Consider the following 23,125-nt stretch of genomic DNA (forward strand, 5'->3'; position numbering starts at 1 on the left):
CGTTCCATCGGTAGACGCAACGTCATCCCTCACCCCCGGATCGGGTGACGCCGTAACCGGAAATTGATCAAAAACCCCACGATGAGTGGCCTTGGTTGGGCAAGTCGAGTGGTCGTGTCGCCCGATACGGGGAGTAACCCTCAGTTCCCTCGAAAGAAAGCCGATGCCGGTAATTGCCCCCGGAAAGCGTGAAACCAGATTGGTATCGACGCGCCCTGGGGCCGGAGGAATCAAGGGAAGGAGTTTCATGCGTGTCCGAATGACGGGACTGGCTGGAGTCATCGCGATTGCCGCACTCCTGGTCGGTGCCGCACCCGCTTCTGCCGCTCCGGGGGACGCCTCGGCTTACGGTGCGAAGCTCAACGTGACGCTGCTCGGCAACCCCGCGGTCAACGCGGAACCGTTCGCCGCAGCCAATGCGAACGGCCCGACCAAGAGCTCGTTCGCAGGCGTCGACCTCACCGGGATCCTCAAGACCGGTCTCATCAACGCCTCGGCGACGCGGGACGAGAACTCCGGTGGCGTCTACTCGCGGGCGAGCACCGCGGACGTCCGGGTCGACCTGCTCTCCAAGGTCACCGGCAAGATCTCCGCCGAACTGGTGGAGGCGGAGTGCACGGCCACCCAGAAGGGCCTGGCCGGCGCCGCCAAGCTCGCGGGCGTGAACCTCGGCAAGCTCGGCCAGGTCAACGCCGACCCGGCGGCCAACACGAAGCTCGACGTGCAGGTCGCCGGAATCAAGATCGCTGAAGTGATCTTCAACGAGCAGATCAGGAACAACGACGGCAGCCTCACCGTGAACGCGATCCACATCAAGCTGCTGCAGGGCGTTCTCGGCTCCATCGGCACCGGCGACGTGATCATCTCGTCCGCCACGTGCGGTCCCGCCGGCCTGCCCATCCCGATGGCGTCGGGGGCGGGCCTGTGGATCGGTCTCGGCCTGCTCGGCGTCGTCGCCGCTCCGGTCGCCTTCGTGGCGCTGCGCCGCCGCGCGTCGCTGAACGCGGCCTGACCTAGGAGAGCGGCAGATGTACAAGGTCCCCGGTACCGGCGTGGGTGTCGGCACGGGCGTGGGTGCCCTCGCGGTCACCGGCGCGGACGTGACGTGGTGGATCGTCGCGGGAATCGTCCTTCTCGTCGCGGGTGCGGTCGTCCTGCACTCGGCACGGAAGAGGCGGCGCGCCGTCCCCGTCCCCGTCCAGACCAGACCGAATCGAGCCGGCTGACATGGTCCGTCCCGGGGTTGCCCCCGGCCCCGGGACGGACCTCCCCGATCGCCTGCGAGGAAGAGGACAACGGTGAGCAAAGAGGTTCTGCTGGTGGCCGGTACGCGGCCAGAAGCACTGAAGATCGCCCCGGTCGCCATCGCCCTGAAGGGCCACCCCGGCCTGCGGCCCACGATCGTCCACAGCGGACAGCACTCCGGCATGGTCGAGCAGGCCCTCGCGGCGTTCGACCTGGTGCCGGACATCCGGCTGGACATCCCCCGCACCACCGGTACGCAGGCCGAACTGGTCTCCCGGCTGCTGCCCGAGTTCGACGCCCTGCTGGAGGAGCGCGACCCCGCGGTCACCCTCGTGCAGGGCGACACCACGACGACCCTGGCCGCGGCGCTCGCGTCGTTCTGGCGCGGCATCCCCGTGGCGCACCTCGAAGCCGGTCTGCGCACCGGCGACCTGTACGGCCCGTTCCCCGAGGAGGGGAACCGGCAGATGATCTCCCGCATCACGTCGCTGCACCTCGCGCCGACCGACGACGCCGCCAACGCGCTGAGCTCGGAGTCGTTGCCGGACAGCCACATCGTCGTCACCGGCAACACCGTCGTGGACGCCGTGCAACGCGTCGCGTCCGCCGACCTGCCCGCGTCGAGCCCCGACCTCGTCGCCCTCGAACGGACCCTGGACGCCACCGGCGGCCGGCTCATGCTCCTCACCGTGCACCGCCGCGAGTCGTGGGGCCGCCCGCTCATGCGCGTGCTCAACGCCGTGCGCTCCATCGCCGACCGCCACCCCGACCTGCACGTGCTGATCCCCGCGCACCCGAACCCCGGTGTGCGCGAGCAGGTCGTGTCCCTGCTCGGCGGCCACGAACGCGTCGTCATCACCGACCCGCTCGACTACCCGGACCTGGTGCGCGTGCTGCGGCGCGCCGCACTCGTGCTGACCGACTCCGGGGGCATCCAGGAGGAGGCGCCGACGTTCGGCGTGCCGGTCCTGGTGCTGCGCGAGACCACCGAACGCATGCTCGCCGTCGACGCCGGGTGCGCCTGGCTCGTCGGCACCGACACCACCCGCATCCTCGCCGAGGCGGGCTGGGTGCTCGGCTCCCGGCTGCGGCTTCCCCTGGGGCGCAACCCGTTCGGCGACGGGCGTGCCGCCGTGAGGGTGTGCTCCGCACTGGAAAGGCTGGCCGGCCTTCCCACTGCCCTGCCGCGCCGGGAGCCGTTCGCCACGCTCGTCGGGGTGCATTGACCCAAAGCGCTTGTCACTCAATCAGGTAATTGCCCACACGAAAGGGTGACATGCGCTGGTGTGCTGTTATCAGCGCCGCCCAACACAACCATTATCGGGCCGTGGGAATCCAGGCAATGCGAAAAGTGCGCAAGAGTTTGATCGCAGGCGCTGCGGTCGCGTTGACGTTCGCGACCGCGGCCCCCGCGCTCGCGGCGAATCCGCCCGGCACCGCGTCGTCGGGGTCCGCGGACTTCGCGAAGGCGGACCAGGCGTTCAAGGTGGCACCACTGGCGGTGTGCGACGTCAACCCGGACACGGCGGGCACCGTCACCGGTTCCAGCCCGGCCGTGAGCCGGACCGGGCTGCTGATCGGTGAGACCACCTCGGCCTGCAAGACCGAGTGGGTGAACCAGGCCCAGTTCCTCAGCAAGACCACGTCGGAGGCCAGGGGCACCGGCTTCGACCTGTCCGCGCTCGCCGGCCTTCCCGGTGGGAAGAAGGGCCCGCGGCTCAAGATCGGTGAGTGGACGGTCACCTGTTCCGCCGACGAGAAGAGCACGACGGTCGGGTACACGCTCAAGAAGATGTCGGGCTGGGGTGAGCTGCCGAACCCGCTGCCGTCCGGGCACGTCCACGACGTCAAGGCGAGCAACGGAACCGTGCTCGCCAGGGCGAAGTTCGCCGACACTGTGCTCCCGGTGCCGAACGACGGCAGCATCTCGATGACCCTGCTGAAGATCACCTTCGAGCCGTCGTCCGGCTACACGGGCAGCATCACGCTCGGCACGACGGCCTGCTCGCCGACCCCTTAGGAGACGACGACCCCCGCGGCGATCAGCTCCTCAACGGCGGCGTCGCGGGTCGTCGGGGCCACGGCCGCGGTCAGGTCGACGAGCACCCTCGTGCGGAAGCCGTTGCGCTGCGCGTCGAGGGCCGTGGCGCGGACGCAGTGGTCCGTCGCGATGCCGACGACGTCCACCTCGGTCACACCCTTGGTCGTCAGCCAGCCCGCGAGGTCGTTCTCGGCCTCGAAGCCCGAGTAGGCGGCGGCGAACCGGCCCTTCGAGAAGACCTGCTCGATCCCCGACACGTCGAGCTCCGGGTGGAACGACGCGCCGGGCGAGCCCGCCACGCAGTGCACGGGCCACGAGTCGATGAAGTCCGGCGTCAGCGAGAAGTGCCCGCCGGGGTCGACGTGGTAGTCACGCGTCGCCACGACGTGGTCGTACGCCGAGGTGGCGATGTGCTGCGAGATGGCCGCCGCGACGGCCGCGCCACCGGCGACGGCCAGCGAGCCGCCCTCGCAGAAGTCGTTCTGGACGTCGACGACGATCAGTGCCTTGGTCATGGTCAGCTCTCCAGGTAGATCGTCGGGATCGCGGGCTCGCCGCGCGAGAGCTTGAGGCCCTCCCACGGCACGCTCACCAGCGCCGCACGCAGTCGTTCGCGGTTCTGCTCCAGCGTGGGCACCTCGTCGGTGACCTTGCCACCACGCATCAGCGGGATCTGCACGAGCCTGTCGTACGGGCCGAGCTCGGGTTGCGCCGAGGCCTGGAACACGACCTCCTCCAGCGCCGTGCCCGTGTCCTTGTGGCGCCGCAACGCCTTCTTCCAGCCGCCGCGCGACTGCTTCGACGTGCTGCGCTTCTCGACGTGCCTGCCGTCGACCTCGACCAGCTTGTAGACCATGCCCGCGGTCGGCGAGCCGGACCCGACCACGACCGACGTGCCGACGCCGTACGCGTCCACCGGCTCGGCGCGCAGGGCGGCGATCGAGTACTCGTCCAGGTCGCCCGACACGACGATCCGGGTGTTGCGGGCGCCCAGCGAGTCGAGCTGGTCACGAGCCTGCCGCGCCAGAACACCCAGGTCACCGGAGTCGATCCGGATCGCGCCGAGGTCGGGGCCGGCCACCGCGACGGCCGTCTTGATGCCCTCGGTGATGTCGTAGGTGTCGACCAGCAGCGTCGTGCCGGCGCCGAGGGCCTCGACCTGGCTGCGGAACGCCTCTTCCTCGGTGTCGTGCAGCAACGTGAACGCGTGCGCGCACGTGCCGGCCGTCGGGATGCCGTGCCTGCGCCCGGCCTCCAGGTTCGACGTCGCCGTGAAGCCCGCCAGATAAGACGCCCGGGCGCACGCCACCGCTGCTTCCTCGTGCGTGCGGCGCGAGCCCATCTCGATCATGCGACGGCCGTTCGCGGCGGTCACCATGCGAGCGGCGGCGGACGCGATCGCGCTGTCGTGGTTGAGGATGGAGAGCGCGAGCGTCTCCAGGACGACGCCCTCGGCGAACGACGCGCGGACCGTCAGCACCGGGGAACCGGGAAAGTACAGCTCACCCTCGGGGTAGCCGTCGATCTCGCCGGAGAACCGGTAGTTCGAGAGCCATTCCAAGGTGGAATCGTCGACCACGGCGTTGCGGCGCAGCTGGTCGATCTCCTCCTCGCCGAAGCGGAAGTCCGCGATCGCGTCGAGCAGCCGGTTCGTCCCCGCGACGACGCCGTAGCGCCGTTCGTTGGGCAACCGGCGCGCGAAGAGTTCGAACACGCACGGACGGTCACCAGTACCGTCACGCAGCGCGGCCGCGAGCATGGTGAGCTCGTAATGGTCCGTCAGCAACGCCGTCGAGTTCATGGTCACCAACCCTAAGGTCGCATCCGGTTTACCCGCACGCGGTCTCCGTCACTGCGGCGAACATGACACCATTGGCGGTATGACCACGCCCGTCGAACAGGAACGGACGCAGCCGGAGGCCGTCGGTGAGGAAGTCGCCGCCGAGGACCGACCCTGGCAGACCGTGGTCTGGAACGACCCGGTAAATCTGATGTCCTACGTGACGTACGTGTTCCAGAAGCTGTTCGGGTTCAGCAGGGACCATGCGACCAAGCTGATGCTCGACGTGCACCACAAGGGCAAGGCGATCGTGACATCGGGCACCAAGGACAAGGTGGAGGCCGACGTGGCGAAACTCCACGCGGCAGGGCTCTGGGCGACCATGCAGCGGGCCTCGTGAAGAGGTGGATCCGCGACGGCGACGTCGTCGTCGGCCGCCTGGACCGGCAGGAGGCCGCGGTCGTGCGCGGTCTGGTCAGCCAGATCCAGGACATGCTGCTGGCCCGCGCCGAGGAGGCGCCCCAGGACGAGCTCGCGGAGCTCACCGGCATCAGGACGGGCCCGTCGGAGGCTCCCGACGATCCGATCCTGGGCAGACTGCTGCCCGACTTCCACCGCCTCGACGACGACGCGCCGGACCCGGACGAGGTCAACTCGGCCGGGGCGCTGCGCTCGTTGCACGAACCGGAGCTTCTGGACCACAAGACCGGTGCGGCCGAGACCGTGCTGCAGACGTGCTCGCCCGACGGCGGTGAGATCCGGCTGACCATCGCGCAGGCCGAGGCCTGGATGGCGTCGCTCAACGACGTGCGTCTGGCCCTCGGGACGGCGCTCGACGTCACCGAGGACATGCCGGACGAGCTGCCGCCGGAGGACCCGAGGTCACCGCACCTCGGCGTCTACCACTGGCTGACCTGGGTGCAGGACACCCTGGTCGAGGCGATGATGCCGTGATCCCCGGCGTCCTCGTCGGACACCACCACCGCGTCGAGCAGGGCTGGGCGACGGGCACGACCGTCGTGCTGGTCCCGCAGGGCGCGGTCGGCGCGGTCGACGGACGCGGAGGCGCGCCCGGCACCCGCGAGACCGACCTGCTGGACCCGGCGAACCTGGTCCAGCGGGTGCACGCGATCTGCCTGTCGGGCGGGTCGGCGTACGGGCTCGCGGCCGCGGACGGCGTCATGCGCTGGCTCTCGGAACGGTCGATCGGCTTCCAGGTCGGCGCGCAGCCGCACCACGTGGTGCCGATCGTGCCCGGCGCGGTGATCTTCGACCTGCCGCTGTCGGAGTGGGGCAACCGGCCGGACGCCTCGTTCGGCTACGCGGCCTGCGAGGCCGCCTCGGAGACCTTCGACCTGGGCTGCGTCGGTGCGGGAGCCGGGGCGCGGTGCGGTTCGCTCAAGGGCGGCATCGGCTTCGCGTCGGCCACTGTCGGCGCGCACCAGATCGGCGCGCTCGCCGTGGTGAACGCGTCCGGTGAGGTCGTCGACCGAGCGTCCGGGCTGCCGTGGCTGCCGTCGCTCGGGACGTCACCGGTGGCGTTGCCCGAATCCAAGCCCGAGGGCCTCAACACCACGATCGGCGTGGTCGCGGTGGACGCGGAGCTGTCCAAAGCGGAGTGTCAGCGGCTCGCGATGGCCGCGCAGGACGGCCTGGCGCGCGCCGTGCGTCCCGCGCACTCGATGTTCGACGGCGACACGGTGTTCGCGCTGGCCACGGGCGCGGTGCCCCTCGCGGAGCCGCGCGCGTTCGCGTTGGACGCCCTGTGCACCGCCGCCGCCGAGATGTTCGCCGAGGCCGTGGTGTCCAGCGTGCGCGAGGCGACGACTTTGAACGGCGTGGCTGCGTTCCGCGACCTCTGAAACGGGTATCCGGCTGATATGGCCGATGTCATCGATCAAGCAGCAGGCGTCGTCACCGAGCTGGCACCGCCCGGTGCGCCGAGGGAGATCCCCGGCAGGGAACTGGCCGTGGTCGCGCCCGCCGGGCTGTTCGCGGCGGCGTTCCTCGTGCCACCGGGCGTGGGCAAGGTGCTGATCAAGCTGGGCGTCGCCGTCACGCCGCTCGCCGCGTGGGCGGAACTGGCCGCGTGGCGTGGGCTCGACCAGGGGCAACGGCGGCGGGGCGTGGCGTTGCTGGCCCTCTACCTCGTGGTGGTGCTCAGCCGGCGTCGATGAACGCCTTGAAGTTGCCGACGTTGCGTTCGACCTGCTCGCGCAGCGACCTCTCCAGCACCCTGCGGCCCAGCTTGAGCAGGCCGGACAAGGCGAACTCGTTGTCGCACACGAGGAGCGTGCGCCGGTCGTCGAGCGCCGAGTAGCGGTTGGTGATCGTGTGGACCATGCCGCGCGTCTCGTAGCGGGAGATCCGCTCGTCGGCGTTCGCCGACAGCACGGTCTCCTCGAGCTCGAACCTGCGGTACCTGAGCGTCGCCGTGGCGCCCGCGGCACCGGGCGTGTCGCTGTGCTGGGTGATGCCGACCAGGTCCGGCTGCCAGGCGTGCAGGTGCGCGGGGTCGGACGTGAGCACCCGCACCCGTTCGATCGGCTGCTCGAGCACGACCTCCTTCGTGAAGCGCATCGGACCAGGTTAAACCAGCTACACGGGGTGTTATCTCGCATACCGAGACAAGTCTCGCCAGCCCGTAGGATTGAGCGCGTGCTGGTGATTCGCCGTGACCTGGTGGACGCGATGGTGGCCCACGCGCGCCGCGACCATCCCGACGAGGCGTGCGGGGTGATCGCCGGGCCGTACGGGTCCGACCGCCCCGAGCGCTTCATCGAGATGGAGAACGCGGAGCGGTCGCCGACGTTCTACCGGTTCGACGCGGCCGAGCAGCTCAAGGTGTGGCGCGGGATGGACGCGAACGACGAGGTGCCGGTGGTCATCTACCACTCGCACACCGCGACGGAGGCGTACCCGTCCCGCACCGACATCTCGTTCGCGGGCGAGCCGGAGGCCCATTACGTGCTGGTCTCCACGCGTGACCCGATCGAGCACGAGCTGCGGTCGTACCGCATCGTCGACGGTGTCGTGACCGAGGAACCGGTCAAGATCATCGAATCCTGAGTTGCACCCGTTTCCCGGAGGTAGAACCACCATGGCAGTCACCGTGTCGATCCCGACCATCCTGCGCACCCACACCGGGGGCGAGAAGTCGGTGTCCGCTGCCGGTACGACGCTCGCCGAGGTCATCGACGACCTGGAGAACAACCACGGCGGCCTCAAGGCCCGCCTGGTCAAGGAAGGGACGCTGCACCGCTTCGTCAACGTCTACGTCAACGACGAGGACGTGCGCTTCTCCGGTGGCCTCGCGGCCGAGGTGAAGGACGGCGACAACGTCACCATCCTCCCGGCCGTCGCGGGCGGCTGATCCTCCCCATGGCCCGCTACGACTCGCTCCTGGACGCGCTCGGCGGCACGCCGCTGGTGGGCCTGCCGCGCCTGTCGCCGTCCGAGGACGTGCGCATCTGGGCGAAGCTCGAGGACCGCAACCCGACCGGCTCGATCAAGGACCGGCCCGCGCTGGCCATGATCGAGGCGGCGGAGCGGGACGGGATTCTGCGTCCCGGCGCGACGATCCTGGAGCCGACGTCCGGCAACACCGGCATCTCGCTGGCGATGGCCGCGAAGCTCAAGGGCTACGGCCTGGTGTGCGTGATGCCCGAGAACACCTCGACCGAGCGCAAGCAGCTGCTGCAGGCGTACGGCGCGCGGATCGTGTTCTCACCCGCCGCGGGCGGGTCGAACCAGGCCGTCGCCACGGCGAAGGAGCTCGCCAAGCAGAACCCGGACTGGATCATGCTCTACCAGTACGGGAACCCGGCGAACGCGGAAGCGCACTTCCGCGGCACCGGGCCGGAGATCCTCGCGGACCTGCCCTCCATCACCCACTTCGTGGCCGGGCTCGGCACGACGGGCACGCTGGTGGGCGTCGGCCGGTACCTGCGCGAGGCCAAGCCGGACGTGCAGATCATCGCCGCCGAACCCCGGTACGGCGAGCTGGTCTACGGCCTGCGCAACCTCGACGAGGGCTTCGTGCCGGAGCTGTACGACGAGTCGGTGCTGACCGGGCGGTACTCGGTCGGCTCGTACGACGCGTTGCGCCGCACCCGGCAGCTGCTCGAGACCGAGGGGATCTTCGCCGGCATCTCGACGGGGGCGATCCTGCACGCCGCGCTGGCCGTGGCGACCAAGGCCGAGGTGGCGGGGAAGTCCGCGGACATCGTGTTCATCGTCTGCGACGCGGGGTGGAAGTACCTGTCCACCGGCGCCTACGCCGGGACCCTGGACGAGGCGGCCGCCAGGCTCGACGGCCACCTCTGGGCGTGAGCGGGCCAGCCGATCTTGTCGGTGGTGCCGAGTAGGTTGTGACGCAGGGGTTCCCAGCTCGGGGGGACCCCTGCGGCAGCGCGCCTCAGCCGTTGAACGCGACGCTCGGCACGCCCTGGCCGGCGCCGGGCAGCACCAGCACCGGACCCCTGCGACAGCGCGCCTCAGCCGTTGAACGCGACGCTCGGCACGCCCTGGCCGACGCCGGGCAGCACCAGCACCGAACCGTTGAGCTGCCGGTCCATCAGTGCCTGGTCGGACAGGCCCACGCGGGCGGACGTCACGTACAGGTCGGTGAAGTCGGGCCCGCCGAAGCAGCACGCGGTCGGGTTGTCGACCGGCACCTCGATCTCGCGGTCGAGCTCACCGGCCGGCGTGTAGCGGCGCACGGCGCGCCCGCCCCACAACGCGACCCAGACGCACCCCTCGGCGTCGACGGTCAGCCCGTCCGGCCAGCCGTCGGTGTGGCCGACGTGGGTGAGCGGGCGGCGGTTCGAGACGGTGCCGGTGGCGTTGTCGAAGTCGAGGACGTCGATGCGGCGGGTCGGCGTGTCGATGAAGTACATGAGCTTCGCGTCCGGGCTCCAGCCGACGCCGTTGCTCGTGTTCACCTTGTCCACCATGACCTTCGCGGACCCGTCACCGGTGATCCTGGCGAGCCAGCCCTCGTCCGCGGCCTGGTCGTAGCGCATGGTGCCGGCCCACAACCGTCCGGACGGGTCGACGCCCGCGTCGTTGCCGCGCACGCCCTCGCGGGCCCAGTAGACGAGCCAGCTCTTGGCGCCGTCGCGGTCGATCAGCGCGATGCCGTCACGCAGGTTGCAGACGATGCCGCCCTGCGCGCGAGGCTTGGCCGCGCCCACGTGCTGGGGCACCGGGAGCACCGCGTCGTCGTCGCGCGAGGGTGCGTACCGGTGCACCTCGGAGGCGAGGATGTCCACCCACAGCAACGTGGAGCTGCTGTGGTCCCACGTCGGACCCTCGCCCAGTTGGGCGGACACGCGTACCGCTACTTCGATCGACACCCAACCACCCTAAACGCCACGTACGCTGGACATGTGGACCGCACCGCGCTCGCGAAACGGGTAATACCGCCGCATCCAGTGCTGTCGTTGCTCGTCGTGGCGGGGTTCGTCGGCTTCCTCTACGCCGTCGAGGCCTTCGACGTGGCGACCGGCGGCTCGCTGGAGGACGACGGCGTGCGGCCGCGTGACTTCGGCGAGTGGGACAACCTGCTCTGGATGCCGATGATCCACGGCGACTGGAGCCACCTCACGGGCAACGCCGTTCCGTTGCTGCTGCTGGGATTCCTCGCGAACTCCGGTGGGCTCAAGCAGTTCTTCCAGGTCACCGCCGTCATCTGGCTGTCGTCCGCGCTGGGCGTGTGGGTGTTCGGCAGCCCCGGCAGCCACATCGGAGCGTCCGGGCTGGTGTTCGGGTACCTCGCCTTCCTGCTGGTGCGCGGGGTCTTCGCGCGCTCGTGGCTGCAGCTGGTGATCGCGGTCGGCGTGTTCGCGCTGTACGGCGCCGCGCTGTGGGGCGTGCTGCCGGGCCAGCCGGGAGTGTCCTGGGAAGGCCACCTGTTCGGCGCAATAGGCGGCGTTTTGGCTGCCTGGGGTGTTTCTCGCGACAACCGGCGCACGCCGGCACCGGCTACATTCACGGCGTGACGATCGGGATCATGGATTCGGGCGTCGGCGGCCTCACGGTCGCCCGCGCGATCATGGACCAGCTGCCGGGCGAGTCGATCCACTACATCGGCGACACGGCTCATGGTCCGTACGGGCCGCTGCCGATCGCGCAGGCCCGCAAGCACGCGCTGGAGGTCTGCGACAGGCTCGTGGACGAGGGCGCGAAGATGCTCGTGATCGCGTGCAACACCGCGTCCGCCGCCTGCTTCCGCGACGCCCGCGAGCGCTACGAGGTGCCGGTGGTCGAGGTGATCCTCCCGGCGGTGCGGCGCGCGGTGATGACGACGAGGTCCGGCCGCGTCGGCGTGATCGCGACGGTCGGCACGATCAACTCGCACGCCTACCAGGACTCGTTCCAGGCGGCCCGCGACGTGACGGTGACGGCGGCGGCGTGCCCGCGGTTCGTCGACTTCGTGGAGCGCGGCGTCACCTCGGGGCGGCAGGTCCTCGGGCTGGCACAGGCCTACCTGGAACCGTTGCAGCGCGCCGACGTCGACACGGTCGTGCTCGGCTGCACCCACTACCCGTTGCTGACGGGCGTGATCCAGATCGTCATGGGCGAGCACGTGACGCTGGTGTCGAGCGCCGAGGAGACGGTGAAGGACGTCGTGCGGCTGCTGACCGAGCGCGACGAGTTCGCCGGCTCCGGCCCGGCCGTGCACCGGGTGACGTGCACCGGCCCGCCCGAGCGGTTCGCGAAGCTCGCCGCCCGGTTCCTGCCGACCTTCGAACAGTGGGGCTGATGTGCTGCTGACCGTGCTCGGCTGCTCCGGCAGCATCCCCGGCCCCGGCGCGGCGGCGTCCGGGTACCTGGTGGAGGCGGAGGGGTTCACGCTCGCGCTGGAGTTCGGCAACGGCGTGCTGTCGCGGTTCCAGGAGGAACGGCCGCTGTTCTCGATGGACGCGTTGGTGCTCTCCCACCTGCACCCGGACCACTGCGTCGACGTGTCCTCCCTTTACGTGGCGCGGAAGTACCACCCCGAACCGCCTTCGAGCCCCCTGCCCGTCCACGCGCCCGCCGAGGCGCACTCGCGGTTCGTCGCCTCCTACGCGCCGAACGCCGCCGAACGTGAGTCGCTCGACTTCAGCGACGTGTTCGCGTTCCACGGCCTGGGGTCGCGCGTGGAGATCGGACCGTTCACAGTGGACTCGGCCGTGGTGGCACACCCTTGCGAGGCCTACGGGTTCCGGATCTCCTACGGCGGCGTGACGCTGGCCTACACCGGGGACAGCGGGCCCTGCGGCTCGTTGGACGCGCTGGCCGCGGGCGCCGACGTGCTGCTGAGCGAGGCGAGCTGGACGCACGCCCCGGACCGGCAGCCCGACCTGCACCTGTCCGGGCGCGAGGCGGGCGAGCTGGCGCGGCGGGCCGGTGCCGGACGGCTGCTGGTCACGCACGTGCCGCCGTGGACGTCGCGCGAGGACGTGCTGGGAGAGGCCCGGTCGGCGTTCGACGGGCCCGGTGAGCTGGTCGTGCAGGGCGGCCGGTACGAGGTGGGGGAGCGAGCATGATCAACCTGGAGCGCGTGGGCGAGCACGAGTTCGTCGCCACCAACGGCCGCGGTGCGTCGGTGAAGATCGGCCGCAAGGGCCAGGAGGGCTCGTTCAGCCCGGTCGAGCTGCTGGTCGCGGCCGCCGCCGGGTGCGCGATGGTCACGTCGGAGACGTTGATCCTGCGCAGAACCGGCAGCGACCAGCTGACAGCCGAAGCGGACGCGGTTCAGTCCGAGAGCGGCAACGAGGTGATCTCCATCCCCGTGACGCTCTCGTACGACCTGTCCGCCGTGGAGGACGTGGAGGCGCTCGAGACCGTCGTCCGGCGCGCCGTGGAGCAGTTCTGCACGGTCACGCGGACGTTGAAGCAGTCGGCGACGGCGCCGCTTCAGCTCCCGACGCCGCTCCAGACCGCGCCCGACCCGCTGTGACCTGCGCGCACGGTCTGCACCGTCGTCCCGACCGCGAGCAGCACCACCAGCACGGACACCACGACTGAGATCACCCGCCACGTCTTCGTGGTGGGTGCCTCCGCCTGGCGTTCGCGGTCGGCGAGCCGCCCGGCGACCAGCAGCGCGATCACCGCGACGCCGAAGCCGAGCGCGATGGGCAGCAGCATGTCGCCGAGGTCGGCGTGGGTCTGGATGGCGGGGTTCTGCACGCCGTTGCTCTGCAGCGCCGCCTGCAGGTCCTCGCCGGCCTGCTTGGCCACCGGAACAGCGGCGACACCGGCCAGCGTGACCCCCAGAACGGGCCACGCGTACTTCTGCCGCCAGCGCGGGACCAGCGCGATCGCGACCGAACTGAGCGCCGCGAGAGGCAACAGCACGACCACCGCGTGCACCAGCAACGGGTGAAGCGGAATACCGTCGATCGTCAGCATGTCTCTCCCTACGCCATGGCGCTCCGCAGGGTTCATTAGGGTAGGCGCCGTGGTGCGAAGCGACGGCCGAAACGACGACGTGTTGCGTGACATCCGGATCACGCGTGGATATCAGACCTGGCCCGCGGGCTCGGTCCTGATCGAGTTCGGGAACACCCGCGTGCTGTGCGCCGCGAGTGTCACCGAAGGCGTCCCCCGGTGGCGCCAGGGCTCCGGCCTCGGCTGGGTGACCGCCGAGTACGCGATGCTCCCCTCGGCCACGCACAGCCGCAGCGACCGCGAGTCCGTGAAGGGCCGCATCGGCGGCCGCACGCACGAGATCTCGCGCCTGATCGGCCGTTCCTTGCGTGCCTGCATCGACCTCGCGGCGCTGGGTGAGAACACCATCGTCATCGACTGCGACGTCATCCAGGCCGACGGCGGCACCAGGACCGCGGCGATCACCGGCGCCTACGTGGCCCTGGCCGACGCCGTGACCTACCTGGGCGCAGCCGGCCGCCTCGCCGACCCGTCGCCGCTGTCTTGCGCGGTCTCCGCGATCTCGGTGGGCGTGGTCGACGGACGCGTGCGTCTCGACCTGCCGTACGAGGAGGACTCGCGCGCGGAGGTCGACATGAACGTCGTCGCCACCGACGCCGGGACCCTGATCGAGGTGCAGGGCACGGGCGAGGGCGCGACGTTCGCCCGGTCCACTCTGGACCGCATGCTGGACATCGCGCTGCAGGGCTGCGCGGAGCTGAACCGCCTGCAGGCCGAGGCCCTGGCCGCGCCCTACCCCGGCATCCTGCCGGAGCCCAAGTCCGGTGGTAAGCGATGAAGCTGCTCCTGGCTTCCCGCAACGCGAAGAAGCTTCGCGAACTCCAGCGCATCGTGGTGGCGGAGTCGTTGGACGGCATCGAGGTGCTGTCGCTGTCGGACGTGCCGGAGTTCCCCGAGGCGCCCGAGACCGCGCCGGACTTCGAGGGCAACGCTCTCGCCAAGGCCCGTGACGCTGCTGCCGCTACCGGTCTGGTGTCCGTTGCCGACGACTCCGGGCTGGCTGTCGATGAGCTGAACGGCATGCCTGGCGTGCTGTCCGCCCGGTGGTCCGGCCGTCACGGCGACGATGACGCGAACCTCGACCTGCTGCTTGGCCAGTTGGGTGATGTGCCGGACGAACGGCGTGGTGCCGCGTTCGTCTCGGTGGTCGCGCTGGTCGTGCCCGGTGGCGAAGAGGTCGTGGTGCGCGGTGAGTGGCGTGGCACGTTGCTGCGGGCTCGTCGTGGTGCCAACGGGTTCGGGTACGACCCGATCTTCGTGCCCGAGGGGTACGAGGTCACTTCTGCCGAGATGACGGCGGAGGAGAAGGACGCGGAGTCCCACCGGGGGCGCGCCCTGAAGCTCCTCGTGCCGCACCTGCGCAAGCTGGCGTAGTCAGTACCACTCGACGTCGACGTCGGGGCCGAGATCTTCGACCCCGACGTAGGTGCAGTCATGATGCAGCCAAAGTTGCAACGACCGGCCTTTGAGCGGACGGACGTCGATCGGCTCTTCGCTCATGGGCGTGAGTTCCCGCAGGGCAGGAAGTGCGGAGATGAACTCAAGGTTGTGGGAGCCGGTGTAGGACAGGCTTTCCAAGCCCTTGACCTCGGTCAGGACGCTCAGGTCACAGCCGGGGGCCACTGTGGTGAGGCTCAGGCTGCTCACTGACTTGCCGCGCAGGAAGTCGAGGCTTTGCCAAGGTTCCCCCGCAGAGATCGAGAGCTGTTCGACGTCAGGGATGCTGTCCGCGTTCGCATACCGCTTGGCATTCGAAAGATGGATCAGGCGCGGTTGTGTTCGCGCTAGTGGACTTAGATCGAGCTCCTCCTGCGTCCACACGTAAAGTCGGTTGAGTGTTATTGGTTCTTCGATGAATCGCAGCCACTCCAACGGTTCACCGAACAGGAACAGGTCGATGTCGACCAAGTGGCGGAGCGCCCTGACATGGGGGAGGAGCCGGCCCGAGGTGATCGTGGCGTTGCCGTTCTCCAGCGGCGCGTTTGCCAGGACCTCTTCCGCGTACTGCTGAGGGGCGAAGTTCGCCCACGCGTTCATCAGTGCTCGTTGGACTTTCGACCGTGGATCCTGCGCATAGCCGGCGAGTCTCGTCATGGCTTCGGGCGACGCCACGAGTGCGGCGCTGTGCACCGTTGCCGCAGCCGCTGCTTCGGAAAGTTCGTCGAGCGACGTCGGCAGGTACCGGAGCACGCGGTGGCCGATGCTGGCCAATGATCTCGTCTCCGGCTCACTGCGCGGCGGCACGAGCCTGTCCCTGATCACTGCGTCGACCCGGTCGTAGACCTCGGGGTCGACGTCGGCGACGGTTTCCAGACACGCGGCCGCGAGCAGTCGAAGCCGGCGAGCCTTGCGCGGCTCGCGGTCGGCGCGGTCGAGCACGCCGGTCAGCAGTTCGTTCACCTGAGAGCGCTGGCCGTGGCCGCAGGCCAGCACGATCGTCTGCGTCCAGGAGTCCAGGTGTGCCTGTGCGACAAGGGCTTCGACCCGGCCGTCCTGCATGGCTTCCTCACCCGCCAGGTACTCCTGGAAGGTCCTGTGCACGAAGTCGACGCGGCCGGGTACGGGTTCGCGGATGACACCGCTGCGTTCCAACAGGTGATCGACGACGGTGTGGGACTCTTCGTCGACGTTGGGCATGGAGCGGATCTTGCGGCTGATGTGCTCGTGCACCTTGGAGGTCGGCAGCTGTGACAGTCCGCCCTCTTGCAGACGCCATGCCAGGTCTCTGAGCAGCACGGTCTTGTCCGACGCGGTGAGGATGCGGGCGATGTCGCGTTCGGCGTCGCGCAGGTCCGTCAACATCGTGAGGGCCGCCGCGTACAACTCCATGCGGTTGTGCGGGAGTTCCGAGGCCCGGTCGAGGTTGAGAGCGCACAACATCGCGCAGAGCAGGGGCGTGGCGGCCAGACTCTGGAGGTGTTCCCGGCTGTCGAGTTGATTGATGAGCCGTCGATGCGCTTCCTCAGGTGCGTCTGCGGCCTCGTGCCAGCGTCGGAGGAACACGCGCACGTCGCCAGGACTCATCTGGTCGAGCACGACGGACGAGAAATCCAGGTCTGCCAACCACTTCACGTCGATACCGGTTGGTCGCGACGTCACCACGACGCGTGCACCGGGGAAAACGTGGACGAGGTCGCGCAGCCACTCCTTGACCTTCGGCCGCTTGTGCGGTTGCACCTCGTCGACGCCGTCCACCAGGAGAAGGCCCTTGCCTGCACGGAGGGTGCGGTGGACCCAGCCTGCGGGCATGACACCGCTGAGCGGGCCGGGGACGAACTCCTCCGGCTTGGGCAGGGGACTGTCGGCATAGGTGCGCAACCGGATGGGGAAGGGCACCAACCCGTTCCAGGACATCAAGTTGCCGGTGAATCCGCCACGAGCGGCCGTTACTGCGAGCCAGTCGAGCAGCGTCGTCTTGCCGGAACCCGCGTGCCCTTTCACGAAGGTGCGGTCGACCATCGCAGACTCGACACGCACGCCTGAGTGCGGGTGGGGCTCGGCGGTGCCTCGGGCTCCTTCCTCACCTGACACCGTGAGGCTGAGGTAAGCCACGCTCAGCGCCAGCCGCCGACGCTCCCGTACCGGAAGGCCGAGGATTTCGATGCGGTCGAGCGTGTCCCCGATGAAACGCAGGTACGAGTCACGGAACTCGCCGTCGTGGTCCGTGCCTTGAGGTGCGTAAAGGGAACTGAGAGGAAGACGGGACAGGACATCTTCCAGCAGGGCGGTCTGGGCTGTGGCTCGGGAGAGGACTTCTGCCAGAGCTCTTGGCTGGAAGGACGGCAGGTGCCTGATCACCTGGATCAGGTAGCGGCAGGACTGGTCGAGGGCGATGTCGTAGAAGCGGCCCAGGTCCTGGCGCGGGAGTTCGCGGCGGATGCGCTGGGCCAGGACTTCGGGGTCCGCGTCGTCGGCGAGGAGGGCCTCGTCGGACAGGTCGATGGACTGCAGCGCTACCTCGACGGCGGCGAGCGAGGGCTCGATCTCGTCTTCCGGGCAGCGCTGCAAGACCTGTTCGAGTTGTTCGGCGACCGTGTTGCTGATGCTCTGCACCAGGGTGTCGAGCTTGGCTTTCTGGACGGGCTTCGCCAGCTCTGCTGCCGCCAGGTCGGCCAGGGAGGAGGTTCGTGCCTTCTCCCTGTTGCGGCCCGCCAGCCATGCGGTGGCCGCGCGGGTCGCGATGGTCTGACCGAGTCTGGCGGCAGCGAGTTCCAAGCTCACCCAAACGAGATTAGACGGCTGCCTGGGCGTGCGAGGCCACCGACACCACGCACACGCCCGCGGCGATCAGGGCCATGCCGGCGAGCATCGCCAGATTCAGCGGGTCGGCGAACAGCACGCGGCTGGTGATGGCGACGAGGGCGATGCCCGCGCCTGCCCAGATGGCGTAGGTGATGGCCACCGGGACGCCCATTCTGATCACCAGCGATTCGAGGTAGAGAGCCGTCAGGAAGCCGGCCGCGAGTCCTGCGGTCGGCCAGGGTTTCGTGAAACCGTCGGAGTATTTGAGGCAGAGGGTCGCGAAGACTTCCGCGCCCACGGCGAGGGCGAGCAGGATCCACTTGAGCATTGAATTTTCCCAGCACGAAATGCACGCGACGCCAGGCGCGCGTGTTGAAGAGAACGGATGACTGGTGGGCGAAAAGCCCTGGTCAGCCGCCGCGTGCGGGGAAGTGGACTCGCAAGGTGAAATCAGACGGGATGTCGGGGCCGTTAGGTGCCGTCAAACGACACACGGTGTATCACCCTCACCGGAACAGGGGCGGCTTTGTTGCACGCCCTCTGTTCGACCATACCCGAAAGAGAGGCCGCCGTCGCAGGAAAGCGACGGCGGCCTCAGCTGGCATCGGAAGTCAGGCGGGGAGTTCGCGCAGGAGCTTGGCCACGTGGCCGGTGGCGCGGACGTTGTACATCGCCTTGACGATCTTGCCGTCCGGGCCGACGAGGAACGTCGAGCGGATGACGCCCTGGACGGTCTTGCCGTAGTTCTGCTTCTCGCCGAAGGCGCCCCACTCGGTGAGGACCTTCTTGTCCGGGTCGCCGAGGAGCGGGAACGTGAGTTCTTCGGCGTCGCGGAACTTCGCGAGCTTCTCCTGCTTGTCGGGCGAGATGCCGACGACCTCGTAGCCCGAGTCGGCGAGCACGCCGAGGTTGTCGCGGAAGTCGCAGGCCTGCTTCGTGCAGCCCGGCGTGCTGGCGGCCGGGTAGAAGTACACGACCACGGACTTGCCGAGGTAGTCGGACAGGGACACCGGCTTGCCCTCGCTGTCGGGCAGCGTGAACGCGGGCGCGGTGTCACCAGGTTCGAGACGACTGGTCATGCCCCAGAGTCTATTCCGGGTGCTACGCCTGGCCCTCGAAGACGGTGGGCGCGTCCTGGCCCTGTCCGCCCGGCTGGATCGTCAGCTGCATGCGCACCGGTGCCTCGGAGACCGCGAACGCCAGCTGGAGCTGCGTGTCGCGGCCCGGCGGGAGTTCGGCGACGGCGGCCGCGAGGCCGTTGAGGCCCTGCACGGAGTCGACGAGCTCCGCGGCGGGTTCTCCGTCCGCCGTCGCTCTCACGGCCAGCTGGGAGGACTGGTAGGGCGCCTTGGAGCCGTTGTAGACGGTGATCGTGAAGACCGCTGTGCGCGTTGCCTTCGGGATCGCCGTCTCGGACGGGACGAGGGAGCGCGGGGCGGAGACCACGACGGACAGGCCCGAGGCCCACACGCGTTGCGTGCCGAAGGCGGCGGCACCGGACGCGCTCGGCGTCTCGGCTCGCTGCTCGACCGTCAGGTTCTCGTCGGGGGTGACGGCGACACTGGGGCCCGCACATCCCGCCACGGCCAGCAACAGGCACAGGCCCGCGGCCGATTTGGCGAACTTCACGAACTCCCCTTTCCCACCCCGGCGGTGGGTGTGAACGACTCACGTCAACTGTGACGGTGCCGAAGAGGGAAGTGCGAACGAAAGTGGCCTCTGAAGCGGACCTGGTGCCGGGACGTGGCCGACTCGTGATGGGCGGCGTGGGCGGCGCCACAAGTGCGCCGGCCCCACGCCGTCCGTGCGGCCGAGGCCGCGGGTCACGCTAGGGAGCGCGTCGGGGGGCGTGCGCGCTCACACCGATCATCGCCCACTGTGTGCCCCGCGCTACAAGCGGAGCCGTTTATCACCCGTTCAGAGCAGTGCCAGTCGTACGAAACGTGAAGGTCACGCCTGGCCGACTCACGTATGTGCGGCTGAACGGCCCAGGGACGGCGTCCGTTCGGCGACCTCGCTCAGCAGTTCGAACGACCGCAGACGGTCGTCGTGGCCGTGCACGATCGTCGTCACCATCAGCTCGTCGGCCGCCGTCGACTCCATCAACTCGTCCAGTCCGGAACGGACCGTCGAGGTGGACCCGATGATCTGGGTGGCCATCCGATCTTCCATCACCAGCTGGTCGATCTCGGTGTACGGGTAGTCCGCCGCCTCCTGCGGGGTCGCCAGCGGCCCCGGACGGCCCTGGCGCAGCTTCACGAATGAGAGCGCTCCCGGGCCCGCGATGTACCGGGCCTGCTCGTCGGTGTCGGCGACGACCACCGAGGCGCACACCATCGCGTAGGGCTCGTCGAGCACCTCGGACGGCCGGAAGTGCCGCCGGTACAGCTCCAGCGCCGGCAACGTGTTCTGCGCGCTGAAGTGGTGGGCGAACGCGAACGGCAGGCCGAGCATCCCCGCGGCCTGCGCGCTGTAACCCGACGAGCCGAGCAGCCAGATCGGCGGCTTGTTGCCCGCCGCGGGCACGGCGTTGAGCTCGGCGGTGCCCTCGAAGTACTTGATCAGCTCGGTCAGCTCCTGCGGGAAGTTCTCCGCGGACAGACCCGCCTCGGTGCGCCGCAACGCCCGTGCCGTCTTCTGGTCGGTGCCGGGCGCGCGGCCGATGCCGAGGTCGATGCGGCCGGGGTGCAGGGCCTCGAGCATGCCGAACTGCTCGGCGACCACGAGCGGCGCGTGGTTGGGCAGCATGACGCCGCCCGAACCGACGCGGATCGTCTCGGTCGCGTCCGCGATGTGGCCGATGAGCACGGCGGGCGCGGACGAGGCGATGCCGGGCATGTTGTGGTGCTCGGCGAACCAGTAGCGGTGGTAGCCGAGGCGTTCGGCCTGCTGAGCGAGCTCCCGCGAGTTTCGCAGCGCGGTCGTCGCGTCCGACCCCGAGGTGATGGGCGCGAGGTCGAGAACGGACAGCGGGATCTCACTCAGACGGCTCATACATCGATCAACACCGATACTTCGCGACTTCTTCCGTGAGCCGGGTAACTCGTTTCGCGGCCTTCTCGTAGGTCGTGCCCTCCGGGTGCAGGGTCAGCACCGCGACGATGCTGAACCAGCACGTCCCGGACGTGTGCAGGGCCGGCGACTTGGTGTCGAGCTCCCACTGGATGCGCGGCCGCGGCCTGTCCACGCACGGCTTCGTCGGGTCGCCGAACCCCGACCAGCCCTGCTTGAACGCGGGCTTCCACGTGGCGGACGGCAGCCCGAACGACTGGTCGAACCCGTCCGACGCGCACTTCTCGGCCCGCTGCAGGTGCCCCATGATCGTGTTCCGGACCTTCGGCTTCGCCTTCTCCAGCACGTACCGGTAGATCTTCACGACGTCCGAGGCGCTCACCGCCGTGTAGCCCCACATGCCCCGGTTCTCCGGCGGGCGCGTGTCGTCGAGCTTGAGCCGCTCGGCCGTGCGCACGACGAGCTGCTCCCACCCGTTCTCGACCCACAGCTCGCTCGCCGCGTTGTCGTCGCTGACGCGCAGCATCGGTTCGATGCGCGGGTCGTCGCCGCGCGTCTCCAGTTGCTCGATCGCGATCAGGATCTTGACCAGGGAGGCGGATCTGATCGGTTTGTGCACGTCCCGGCCGGTCACCTTGTGCGTGATCCGGTCGTAGACCGCATAGGAGGCAGTCGGTTCGGGGACCGGCGCCGTCGTGGACACAGGTGCCGCGAGCAACGCCATCGTCAGAATTAGGTGCACGCCCCCGGAAGCTAGCGGCAACCTGATCCTTTTGTGCGATGTTTTGTGGGTCACAGGTGAGAAGGACTGACCGGCTCCTCCCGTTGTTCGTGATGTGACGGATGTGGTGGTGATCGGCGCGGGACAGGCGGGCCTGTCCGCCTCGTACTTCTTGCAGCGGCGCGGTGTCGACCACGTGGTGCTGGACGCGAACACCGCACCCGGTGGCGCGTGGCTGCACCGCTGGCCGAGCCTGCGCATGCGGACCGTGCACGGCATCCACGAACTGCCGGGCATGCCGTTCGAGCAGCCCGCACCCGACGAGCCCGCCAACGAGGCGATCCCGGCCTACTTCGAGCGCTACGAACAGCTCTTCGACCTGCCCGTCGTGCGCCCGGTCAACGTCACCCAGGTCGTGAACGACGGCCCGCTGCTCAAAATCGAGACCACCGATGGCGTGTGGACCACCCGCGGCCTGATCAACGCGACCGGCACGTGGCGCCGCCCGTTCTGGCCGTACTACCCGGGCCAGGAGACGTTCCGGGGCCGCCAGCTGCACACCGCCGACTACCAGGGCCCCGCCGAGTTCGCGGGCAAGCGCGTCGTGGTCGTGGGCGGCGGCGCCTCCGCCACGCAGCTGTTGATGGAGCTCGCTCCTCTCGCAGCGGAGACCCGCTGGGTCACGCGGCACGAACCGGTGTGGCGGGAGGGCCCGTTCACCGAGGACTACGGCCGCTGGGTGGTCGGAATGGTCGAGGAACGCGTCCGCGCAGGCCTGATCCCGCGCTCCGTCGTCAGCGTCACCGGGCTGCCGCTGAACGACGCGACGCGCGCGGCCCTGGCCTCCGGGGTGCTGGACCGCAGGCCGATGTTCGAGCGCGTGACGCCGGCGGGTGTCGAGTGGGCGTCCGGGGAACGCTTCGACGCCGACGTCATCCTGTGGGCCACCGGGTTCCGGCACGACCTCGACCACCTCGCGCCGTTGCACCTGCGTGCTTCGGGCGGGGGGATCCAGGTGGACGGGACTCGGGTGGTGTCCGACCCGCGGATTCATCTTGTGGGGTACGGGCCTTCGGCCAGCACGATCGGCGCGAACCGGGCCGGGCGGAGTGCCGTTCGGGAGTTGACGGGGTACCTGGACAGCCTCAGGGTCGCGAACTAGCCCGAGGGGCTCGTGGAGAACCGCGGGTCTTGAGGGACGGCCGCTTCGCTACTGGGGTTGGTGCGGCTGGGGTTGACGCTGCCGGAGTTGACGCGGCTGGTGGAGGCGCGCGGTGGACGCGGTGGTGGGTCGTGTCTGCGCCGCAGACCGCTGTGGAGCGGTCAGACGTGGGTTGGGGCGTCTGGCGGGGACGCGCGGTGGGCGTGGTGGTGAGTGTCGTGTCTGCGCTGCGGACCGCTGCGTACTGGTGCGGGCGGTCAGACGCGGGGTGGGCGGCTGGGTGGAGACACGTAGTGGGCGCGGTGGTGAGTGTCGTGCCCAGGCCTCGGACCGGCGCGGTCCCGTCAGACGCGGGGTGGGGCGGCTGATGGAGACGCACAGTAGGCATGGTGGTGGGCGTTGTGTTTGTGCCGCCGACCGCCGCAGGTCGGTGCGGGGCCGTCAGGCGCGGGGTGGGGCGGCCCCTGGAGACACGCGGTGGGC

29 protein-coding genes are annotated in these 23,125 nt (G+C 69.4%); 18 read left to right on the forward strand and 11 right to left on the reverse strand.

All coding sequences use genetic code 11. The annotated features are described in order from the left end of the window. Nucleotides 1-247: 247 nt before the first annotated feature. The 4 genes from ACWF7A_RS19810 to ACWF7A_RS19825 all read left to right on the forward strand — a co-directional run bounded on the left by ACWF7A_RS19810 (nucleotide 248) and on the right by ACWF7A_RS19825 (nucleotide 3,265). Nucleotides 248-1,012 (forward strand): choice-of-anchor P family protein, encoded by a 765-nt coding sequence (locus ACWF7A_RS19810; protein WP_452251918.1) that lies wholly within the window; start codon nucleotides 248-250, stop codon nucleotides 1,010-1,012. A 16-nt stretch (nucleotides 1,013-1,028) separates the two neighbouring features. Continuing rightward, on the forward strand, nucleotides 1,029-1,226 hold the full coding sequence (locus ACWF7A_RS19815; RefSeq protein ID WP_452251919.1) for an LPXTG cell wall anchor domain-containing protein: 198 nt from the start codon (nucleotides 1,029-1,031) through the stop codon (nucleotides 1,224-1,226). Between the two features lie 72 nt (nucleotides 1,227-1,298). Next, nucleotides 1,299-2,471 (forward strand): non-hydrolyzing UDP-N-acetylglucosamine 2-epimerase, encoded by a 1,173-nt coding sequence (gene wecB / locus ACWF7A_RS19820; protein ID WP_452251920.1) that lies wholly within the window; start codon nucleotides 1,299-1,301, stop codon nucleotides 2,469-2,471. Between the two features lie 125 nt (nucleotides 2,472-2,596). Beyond that, nucleotides 2,597-3,265, forward strand: a complete 669-nt coding sequence (locus tag ACWF7A_RS19825) for a hypothetical protein (protein ID WP_452251921.1) — start codon at nucleotides 2,597-2,599, stop codon at nucleotides 3,263-3,265. On the opposite strand, the gene ACWF7A_RS19830 is transcribed toward ACWF7A_RS19825, so the two are convergent. After that, on the reverse strand, nucleotides 3,262-3,801 hold the full coding sequence (locus tag ACWF7A_RS19830) for an isochorismatase family protein (protein WP_452251922.1): 540 nt from the start codon (nucleotides 3,799-3,801) through the stop codon (nucleotides 3,262-3,264). The two genes, ACWF7A_RS19825 and ACWF7A_RS19830, sit on opposite strands and share 4 nt — an antisense overlap. Before the next feature lie 2 nt (nucleotides 3,802-3,803). Next, nucleotides 3,804-5,087 carry a nicotinate phosphoribosyltransferase gene (locus ACWF7A_RS19835; RefSeq protein WP_452252184.1) on the reverse strand — a complete coding sequence of 428 codons (1,284 nt, stop codon included), beginning with the start codon at nucleotides 5,085-5,087 and terminating at the stop codon, nucleotides 3,804-3,806. A gap of 79 nt (nucleotides 5,088-5,166) precedes the next feature. Between ACWF7A_RS19835 and clpS the strand changes: the two genes are divergently transcribed. Genes clpS through ACWF7A_RS19855 form a run of 4 tightly spaced genes read left to right on the forward strand, consistent with a single transcriptional unit; the run spans nucleotide 5,167 to nucleotide 7,243 of the window. Continuing rightward, nucleotides 5,167-5,466, forward strand: a complete 300-nt coding sequence (clpS, locus tag ACWF7A_RS19840) for an ATP-dependent Clp protease adapter ClpS (RefSeq protein ID WP_030479230.1) — start codon at nucleotides 5,167-5,169, stop codon at nucleotides 5,464-5,466. After that, entirely contained in the window at nucleotides 5,463-6,020 is a 558-nt protein-coding gene (locus tag ACWF7A_RS19845; protein WP_452251923.1) for a DUF2017 domain-containing protein, read from the forward strand. Before clpS ends, ACWF7A_RS19845 begins: the two co-directional genes overlap by 4 nt. Then, nucleotides 6,017-6,928, forward strand: a complete 912-nt coding sequence (locus ACWF7A_RS19850) for a P1 family peptidase (RefSeq protein ID WP_452251924.1) — start codon at nucleotides 6,017-6,019, stop codon at nucleotides 6,926-6,928. The genes ACWF7A_RS19845 and ACWF7A_RS19850 overlap by 4 nt, the downstream gene beginning before the upstream one ends. 18 nt (nucleotides 6,929-6,946) lie before the next feature. After that, complete coding sequence (locus tag ACWF7A_RS19855; protein ID WP_452251925.1) at nucleotides 6,947-7,243, forward strand: hypothetical protein; 297 nt, start codon at nucleotides 6,947-6,949, stop codon at nucleotides 7,241-7,243. Here the strand turns inward: ACWF7A_RS19855 and ACWF7A_RS19860 are convergent. Further along, complete coding sequence (locus ACWF7A_RS19860; RefSeq protein ID WP_452251926.1) at nucleotides 7,227-7,646, reverse strand: SRPBCC family protein; 420 nt, start codon at nucleotides 7,644-7,646, stop codon at nucleotides 7,227-7,229. The two genes, ACWF7A_RS19855 and ACWF7A_RS19860, sit on opposite strands and share 17 nt — an antisense overlap. 78 nt (nucleotides 7,647-7,724) lie before the next feature. Here ACWF7A_RS19860 and ACWF7A_RS19865 point away from each other — a divergent pair, with 78 nt between their 5' ends. The 3 genes from ACWF7A_RS19865 to ACWF7A_RS19875 are packed head-to-tail and all read left to right on the forward strand — an operon-like array spanning nucleotide 7,725 to nucleotide 9,398. Then, entirely contained in the window at nucleotides 7,725-8,135 is a 411-nt protein-coding gene (locus ACWF7A_RS19865) for a M67 family metallopeptidase (protein WP_268241277.1), read from the forward strand. 31 nt (nucleotides 8,136-8,166) lie between these two features. Beyond that, nucleotides 8,167-8,439, forward strand: a complete 273-nt coding sequence (locus tag ACWF7A_RS19870; RefSeq protein WP_030479225.1) for a MoaD/ThiS family protein — start codon at nucleotides 8,167-8,169, stop codon at nucleotides 8,437-8,439. An 8-nt stretch (nucleotides 8,440-8,447) separates the two neighbouring features. Continuing rightward, complete coding sequence (locus ACWF7A_RS19875) at nucleotides 8,448-9,398, forward strand: PLP-dependent cysteine synthase family protein (protein ID WP_452251927.1); 951 nt, start codon at nucleotides 8,448-8,450, stop codon at nucleotides 9,396-9,398. A 164-nt stretch (nucleotides 9,399-9,562) separates the two neighbouring features. Here ACWF7A_RS19875 and ACWF7A_RS19880 read toward each other — a convergent pair whose 3' ends face one another. Continuing rightward, nucleotides 9,563-10,423: an SMP-30/gluconolactonase/LRE family protein gene (locus ACWF7A_RS19880; RefSeq protein WP_452251928.1), complete on the reverse strand. Its 861-nt coding sequence runs from the start codon at nucleotides 10,421-10,423 to the stop codon at nucleotides 9,563-9,565. 33 nt (nucleotides 10,424-10,456) lie between these two features. On the opposite strand from ACWF7A_RS19880, the gene ACWF7A_RS19885 reads away from it, so the two are divergent. Genes ACWF7A_RS19885 through ACWF7A_RS19900 form a run of 4 tightly spaced genes read left to right on the forward strand, consistent with a single transcriptional unit; the run spans nucleotide 10,457 to nucleotide 13,014 of the window. After that, a complete protein-coding gene (locus ACWF7A_RS19885; RefSeq protein ID WP_452251929.1) occupies nucleotides 10,457-11,068 on the forward strand; it encodes a rhomboid family intramembrane serine protease in 612 nt (203 codons plus the stop codon). Nucleotides 11,069-11,079: 11 nt separating this feature from the next. Next, nucleotides 11,080-11,832, forward strand: a complete 753-nt coding sequence (gene murI / locus ACWF7A_RS19890; RefSeq protein ID WP_452252185.1) for a glutamate racemase — start codon at nucleotides 11,080-11,082, stop codon at nucleotides 11,830-11,832. A 1-nt stretch (nucleotide 11,833) separates the two neighbouring features. Further along, entirely contained in the window at nucleotides 11,834-12,601 is a 768-nt protein-coding gene (locus ACWF7A_RS19895) for an MBL fold metallo-hydrolase (protein WP_452251930.1), read from the forward strand. Next, nucleotides 12,598-13,014, forward strand: coding sequence for an OsmC family protein (locus ACWF7A_RS19900; RefSeq protein WP_452251931.1), 417 nt, complete (start codon nucleotides 12,598-12,600; stop codon nucleotides 13,012-13,014). Before ACWF7A_RS19895 ends, ACWF7A_RS19900 begins: the two co-directional genes overlap by 4 nt. Here ACWF7A_RS19900 and ACWF7A_RS19905 read toward each other — a convergent pair. Then, complete coding sequence (locus tag ACWF7A_RS19905; protein WP_452251932.1) at nucleotides 12,972-13,466, reverse strand: DUF2231 domain-containing protein; 495 nt, start codon at nucleotides 13,464-13,466, stop codon at nucleotides 12,972-12,974. The two genes, ACWF7A_RS19900 and ACWF7A_RS19905, sit on opposite strands and share 43 nt — an antisense overlap. Before the next feature lie 49 nt (nucleotides 13,467-13,515). Between ACWF7A_RS19905 and rph the strand changes: the two genes are divergently transcribed. Together rph and rdgB are read left to right on the forward strand one after the other, a co-directional pair. Beyond that, nucleotides 13,516-14,283 carry a ribonuclease PH gene (gene rph, locus ACWF7A_RS19910; RefSeq protein WP_452251933.1) on the forward strand — a complete coding sequence of 256 codons (768 nt, stop codon included), beginning with the start codon at nucleotides 13,516-13,518 and terminating at the stop codon, nucleotides 14,281-14,283. Next, a complete protein-coding gene (rdgB, locus tag ACWF7A_RS19915; RefSeq protein ID WP_452251934.1) occupies nucleotides 14,280-14,879 on the forward strand; it encodes an RdgB/HAM1 family non-canonical purine NTP pyrophosphatase in 600 nt (199 codons plus the stop codon). Before rph ends, rdgB begins: the two co-directional genes overlap by 4 nt. Here rdgB and ACWF7A_RS19920 read toward each other — a convergent pair whose 3' ends face one another. The 6 genes from ACWF7A_RS19920 to ACWF7A_RS19945 all read right to left on the reverse strand — a co-directional run bounded on the left by ACWF7A_RS19920 (nucleotide 14,880) and on the right by ACWF7A_RS19945 (nucleotide 21,501). Continuing rightward, on the reverse strand, nucleotides 14,880-17,726 hold the full coding sequence (locus ACWF7A_RS19920; RefSeq protein WP_452251935.1) for an NACHT domain-containing protein: 2,847 nt from the start codon (nucleotides 17,724-17,726) through the stop codon (nucleotides 14,880-14,882). It lies immediately after the preceding gene. A 10-nt stretch (nucleotides 17,727-17,736) separates the two neighbouring features. Next, nucleotides 17,737-18,075, reverse strand: coding sequence for a DMT family transporter (locus ACWF7A_RS19925; RefSeq protein WP_452251936.1), 339 nt, complete (start codon nucleotides 18,073-18,075; stop codon nucleotides 17,737-17,739). 283 nt (nucleotides 18,076-18,358) lie between these two features. Further along, on the reverse strand, nucleotides 18,359-18,826 hold the full coding sequence (gene bcp, locus ACWF7A_RS19930) for a thioredoxin-dependent thiol peroxidase (protein WP_452251937.1): 468 nt from the start codon (nucleotides 18,824-18,826) through the stop codon (nucleotides 18,359-18,361). A gap of 22 nt (nucleotides 18,827-18,848) precedes the next feature. Beyond that, nucleotides 18,849-19,376, reverse strand: a complete 528-nt coding sequence (locus ACWF7A_RS19935) for a hypothetical protein (protein ID WP_452251938.1) — start codon at nucleotides 19,374-19,376, stop codon at nucleotides 18,849-18,851. Between the two features lie 336 nt (nucleotides 19,377-19,712). Further along, on the reverse strand, nucleotides 19,713-20,741 hold the full coding sequence (locus tag ACWF7A_RS19940; RefSeq protein ID WP_452251939.1) for an LLM class flavin-dependent oxidoreductase: 1,029 nt from the start codon (nucleotides 20,739-20,741) through the stop codon (nucleotides 19,713-19,715). Nucleotides 20,742-20,748: 7 nt separating this feature from the next. Next, nucleotides 20,749-21,501, reverse strand: coding sequence for a hypothetical protein (locus ACWF7A_RS19945; RefSeq protein WP_452251940.1), 753 nt, complete (start codon nucleotides 21,499-21,501; stop codon nucleotides 20,749-20,751). Nucleotides 21,502-21,595: 94 nt separating this feature from the next. Here ACWF7A_RS19945 and ACWF7A_RS19950 point away from each other — a divergent pair, with 94 nt between their 5' ends. Next, nucleotides 21,596-22,642, forward strand: a complete 1,047-nt coding sequence (locus ACWF7A_RS19950) for an FAD-dependent oxidoreductase (RefSeq protein ID WP_452251941.1) — start codon at nucleotides 21,596-21,598, stop codon at nucleotides 22,640-22,642. Nucleotides 22,643-23,125 lie beyond the last annotated feature (483 nt).

The organism is Lentzea sp. NPDC055074 (genome assembly GCF_053608005.1).

What these genes read in the sequence shown, in the direction of transcription:
- ACWF7A_RS19810 (WP_452251918.1), top strand. Translation starts at nt 248, where the DNA reads ATGCGTGTCCGAATGACGGGACTGGCTGGAGTCATCGCGATTGCCGCA.
- ACWF7A_RS19815 (WP_452251919.1), top strand. Translation starts at nt 1,029, where the DNA reads ATGTACAAGGTCCCCGGTACCGGCGTGGGTGTCGGCACGGGCGTGGGT.
- ACWF7A_RS19830 (WP_452251922.1), bottom strand. Translation starts at nt 3,801, where the DNA reads ATGACCAAGGCACTGATCGTCGTCGACGTCCAGAACGACTTCTGCGAG.
- ACWF7A_RS19835 (WP_452252184.1), bottom strand. Translation starts at nt 5,087, where the DNA reads ATGAACTCGACGGCGTTGCTGACGGACCATTACGAGCTCACCATGCTC.
- clpS (WP_030479230.1), top strand. Translation starts at nt 5,167, where the DNA reads ATGACCACGCCCGTCGAACAGGAACGGACGCAGCCGGAGGCCGTCGGT.
- ACWF7A_RS19855 (WP_452251925.1), top strand. Translation starts at nt 6,947, where the DNA reads ATGGCCGATGTCATCGATCAAGCAGCAGGCGTCGTCACCGAGCTGGCA.
- ACWF7A_RS19860 (WP_452251926.1), bottom strand. Translation starts at nt 7,646, where the DNA reads ATGCGCTTCACGAAGGAGGTCGTGCTCGAGCAGCCGATCGAACGGGTG.
- ACWF7A_RS19870 (WP_030479225.1), top strand. Translation starts at nt 8,167, where the DNA reads ATGGCAGTCACCGTGTCGATCCCGACCATCCTGCGCACCCACACCGGG.
- ACWF7A_RS19875 (WP_452251927.1), top strand. Translation starts at nt 8,448, where the DNA reads ATGGCCCGCTACGACTCGCTCCTGGACGCGCTCGGCGGCACGCCGCTG.
- murI (WP_452252185.1), top strand. Translation starts at nt 11,080, where the DNA reads ATGGATTCGGGCGTCGGCGGCCTCACGGTCGCCCGCGCGATCATGGAC.
- ACWF7A_RS19900 (WP_452251931.1), top strand. Translation starts at nt 12,598, where the DNA reads ATGATCAACCTGGAGCGCGTGGGCGAGCACGAGTTCGTCGCCACCAAC.
- ACWF7A_RS19905 (WP_452251932.1), bottom strand. Translation starts at nt 13,466, where the DNA reads ATGCTGACGATCGACGGTATTCCGCTTCACCCGTTGCTGGTGCACGCG.
- rdgB (WP_452251934.1), top strand. Translation starts at nt 14,280, where the DNA reads ATGAAGCTGCTCCTGGCTTCCCGCAACGCGAAGAAGCTTCGCGAACTC.
- ACWF7A_RS19925 (WP_452251936.1), bottom strand. Translation starts at nt 18,075, where the DNA reads ATGCTCAAGTGGATCCTGCTCGCCCTCGCCGTGGGCGCGGAAGTCTTC.
- bcp (WP_452251937.1), bottom strand. Translation starts at nt 18,826, where the DNA reads ATGACCAGTCGTCTCGAACCTGGTGACACCGCGCCCGCGTTCACGCTG.
- ACWF7A_RS19940 (WP_452251939.1), bottom strand. Translation starts at nt 20,741, where the DNA reads ATGAGCCGTCTGAGTGAGATCCCGCTGTCCGTTCTCGACCTCGCGCCC.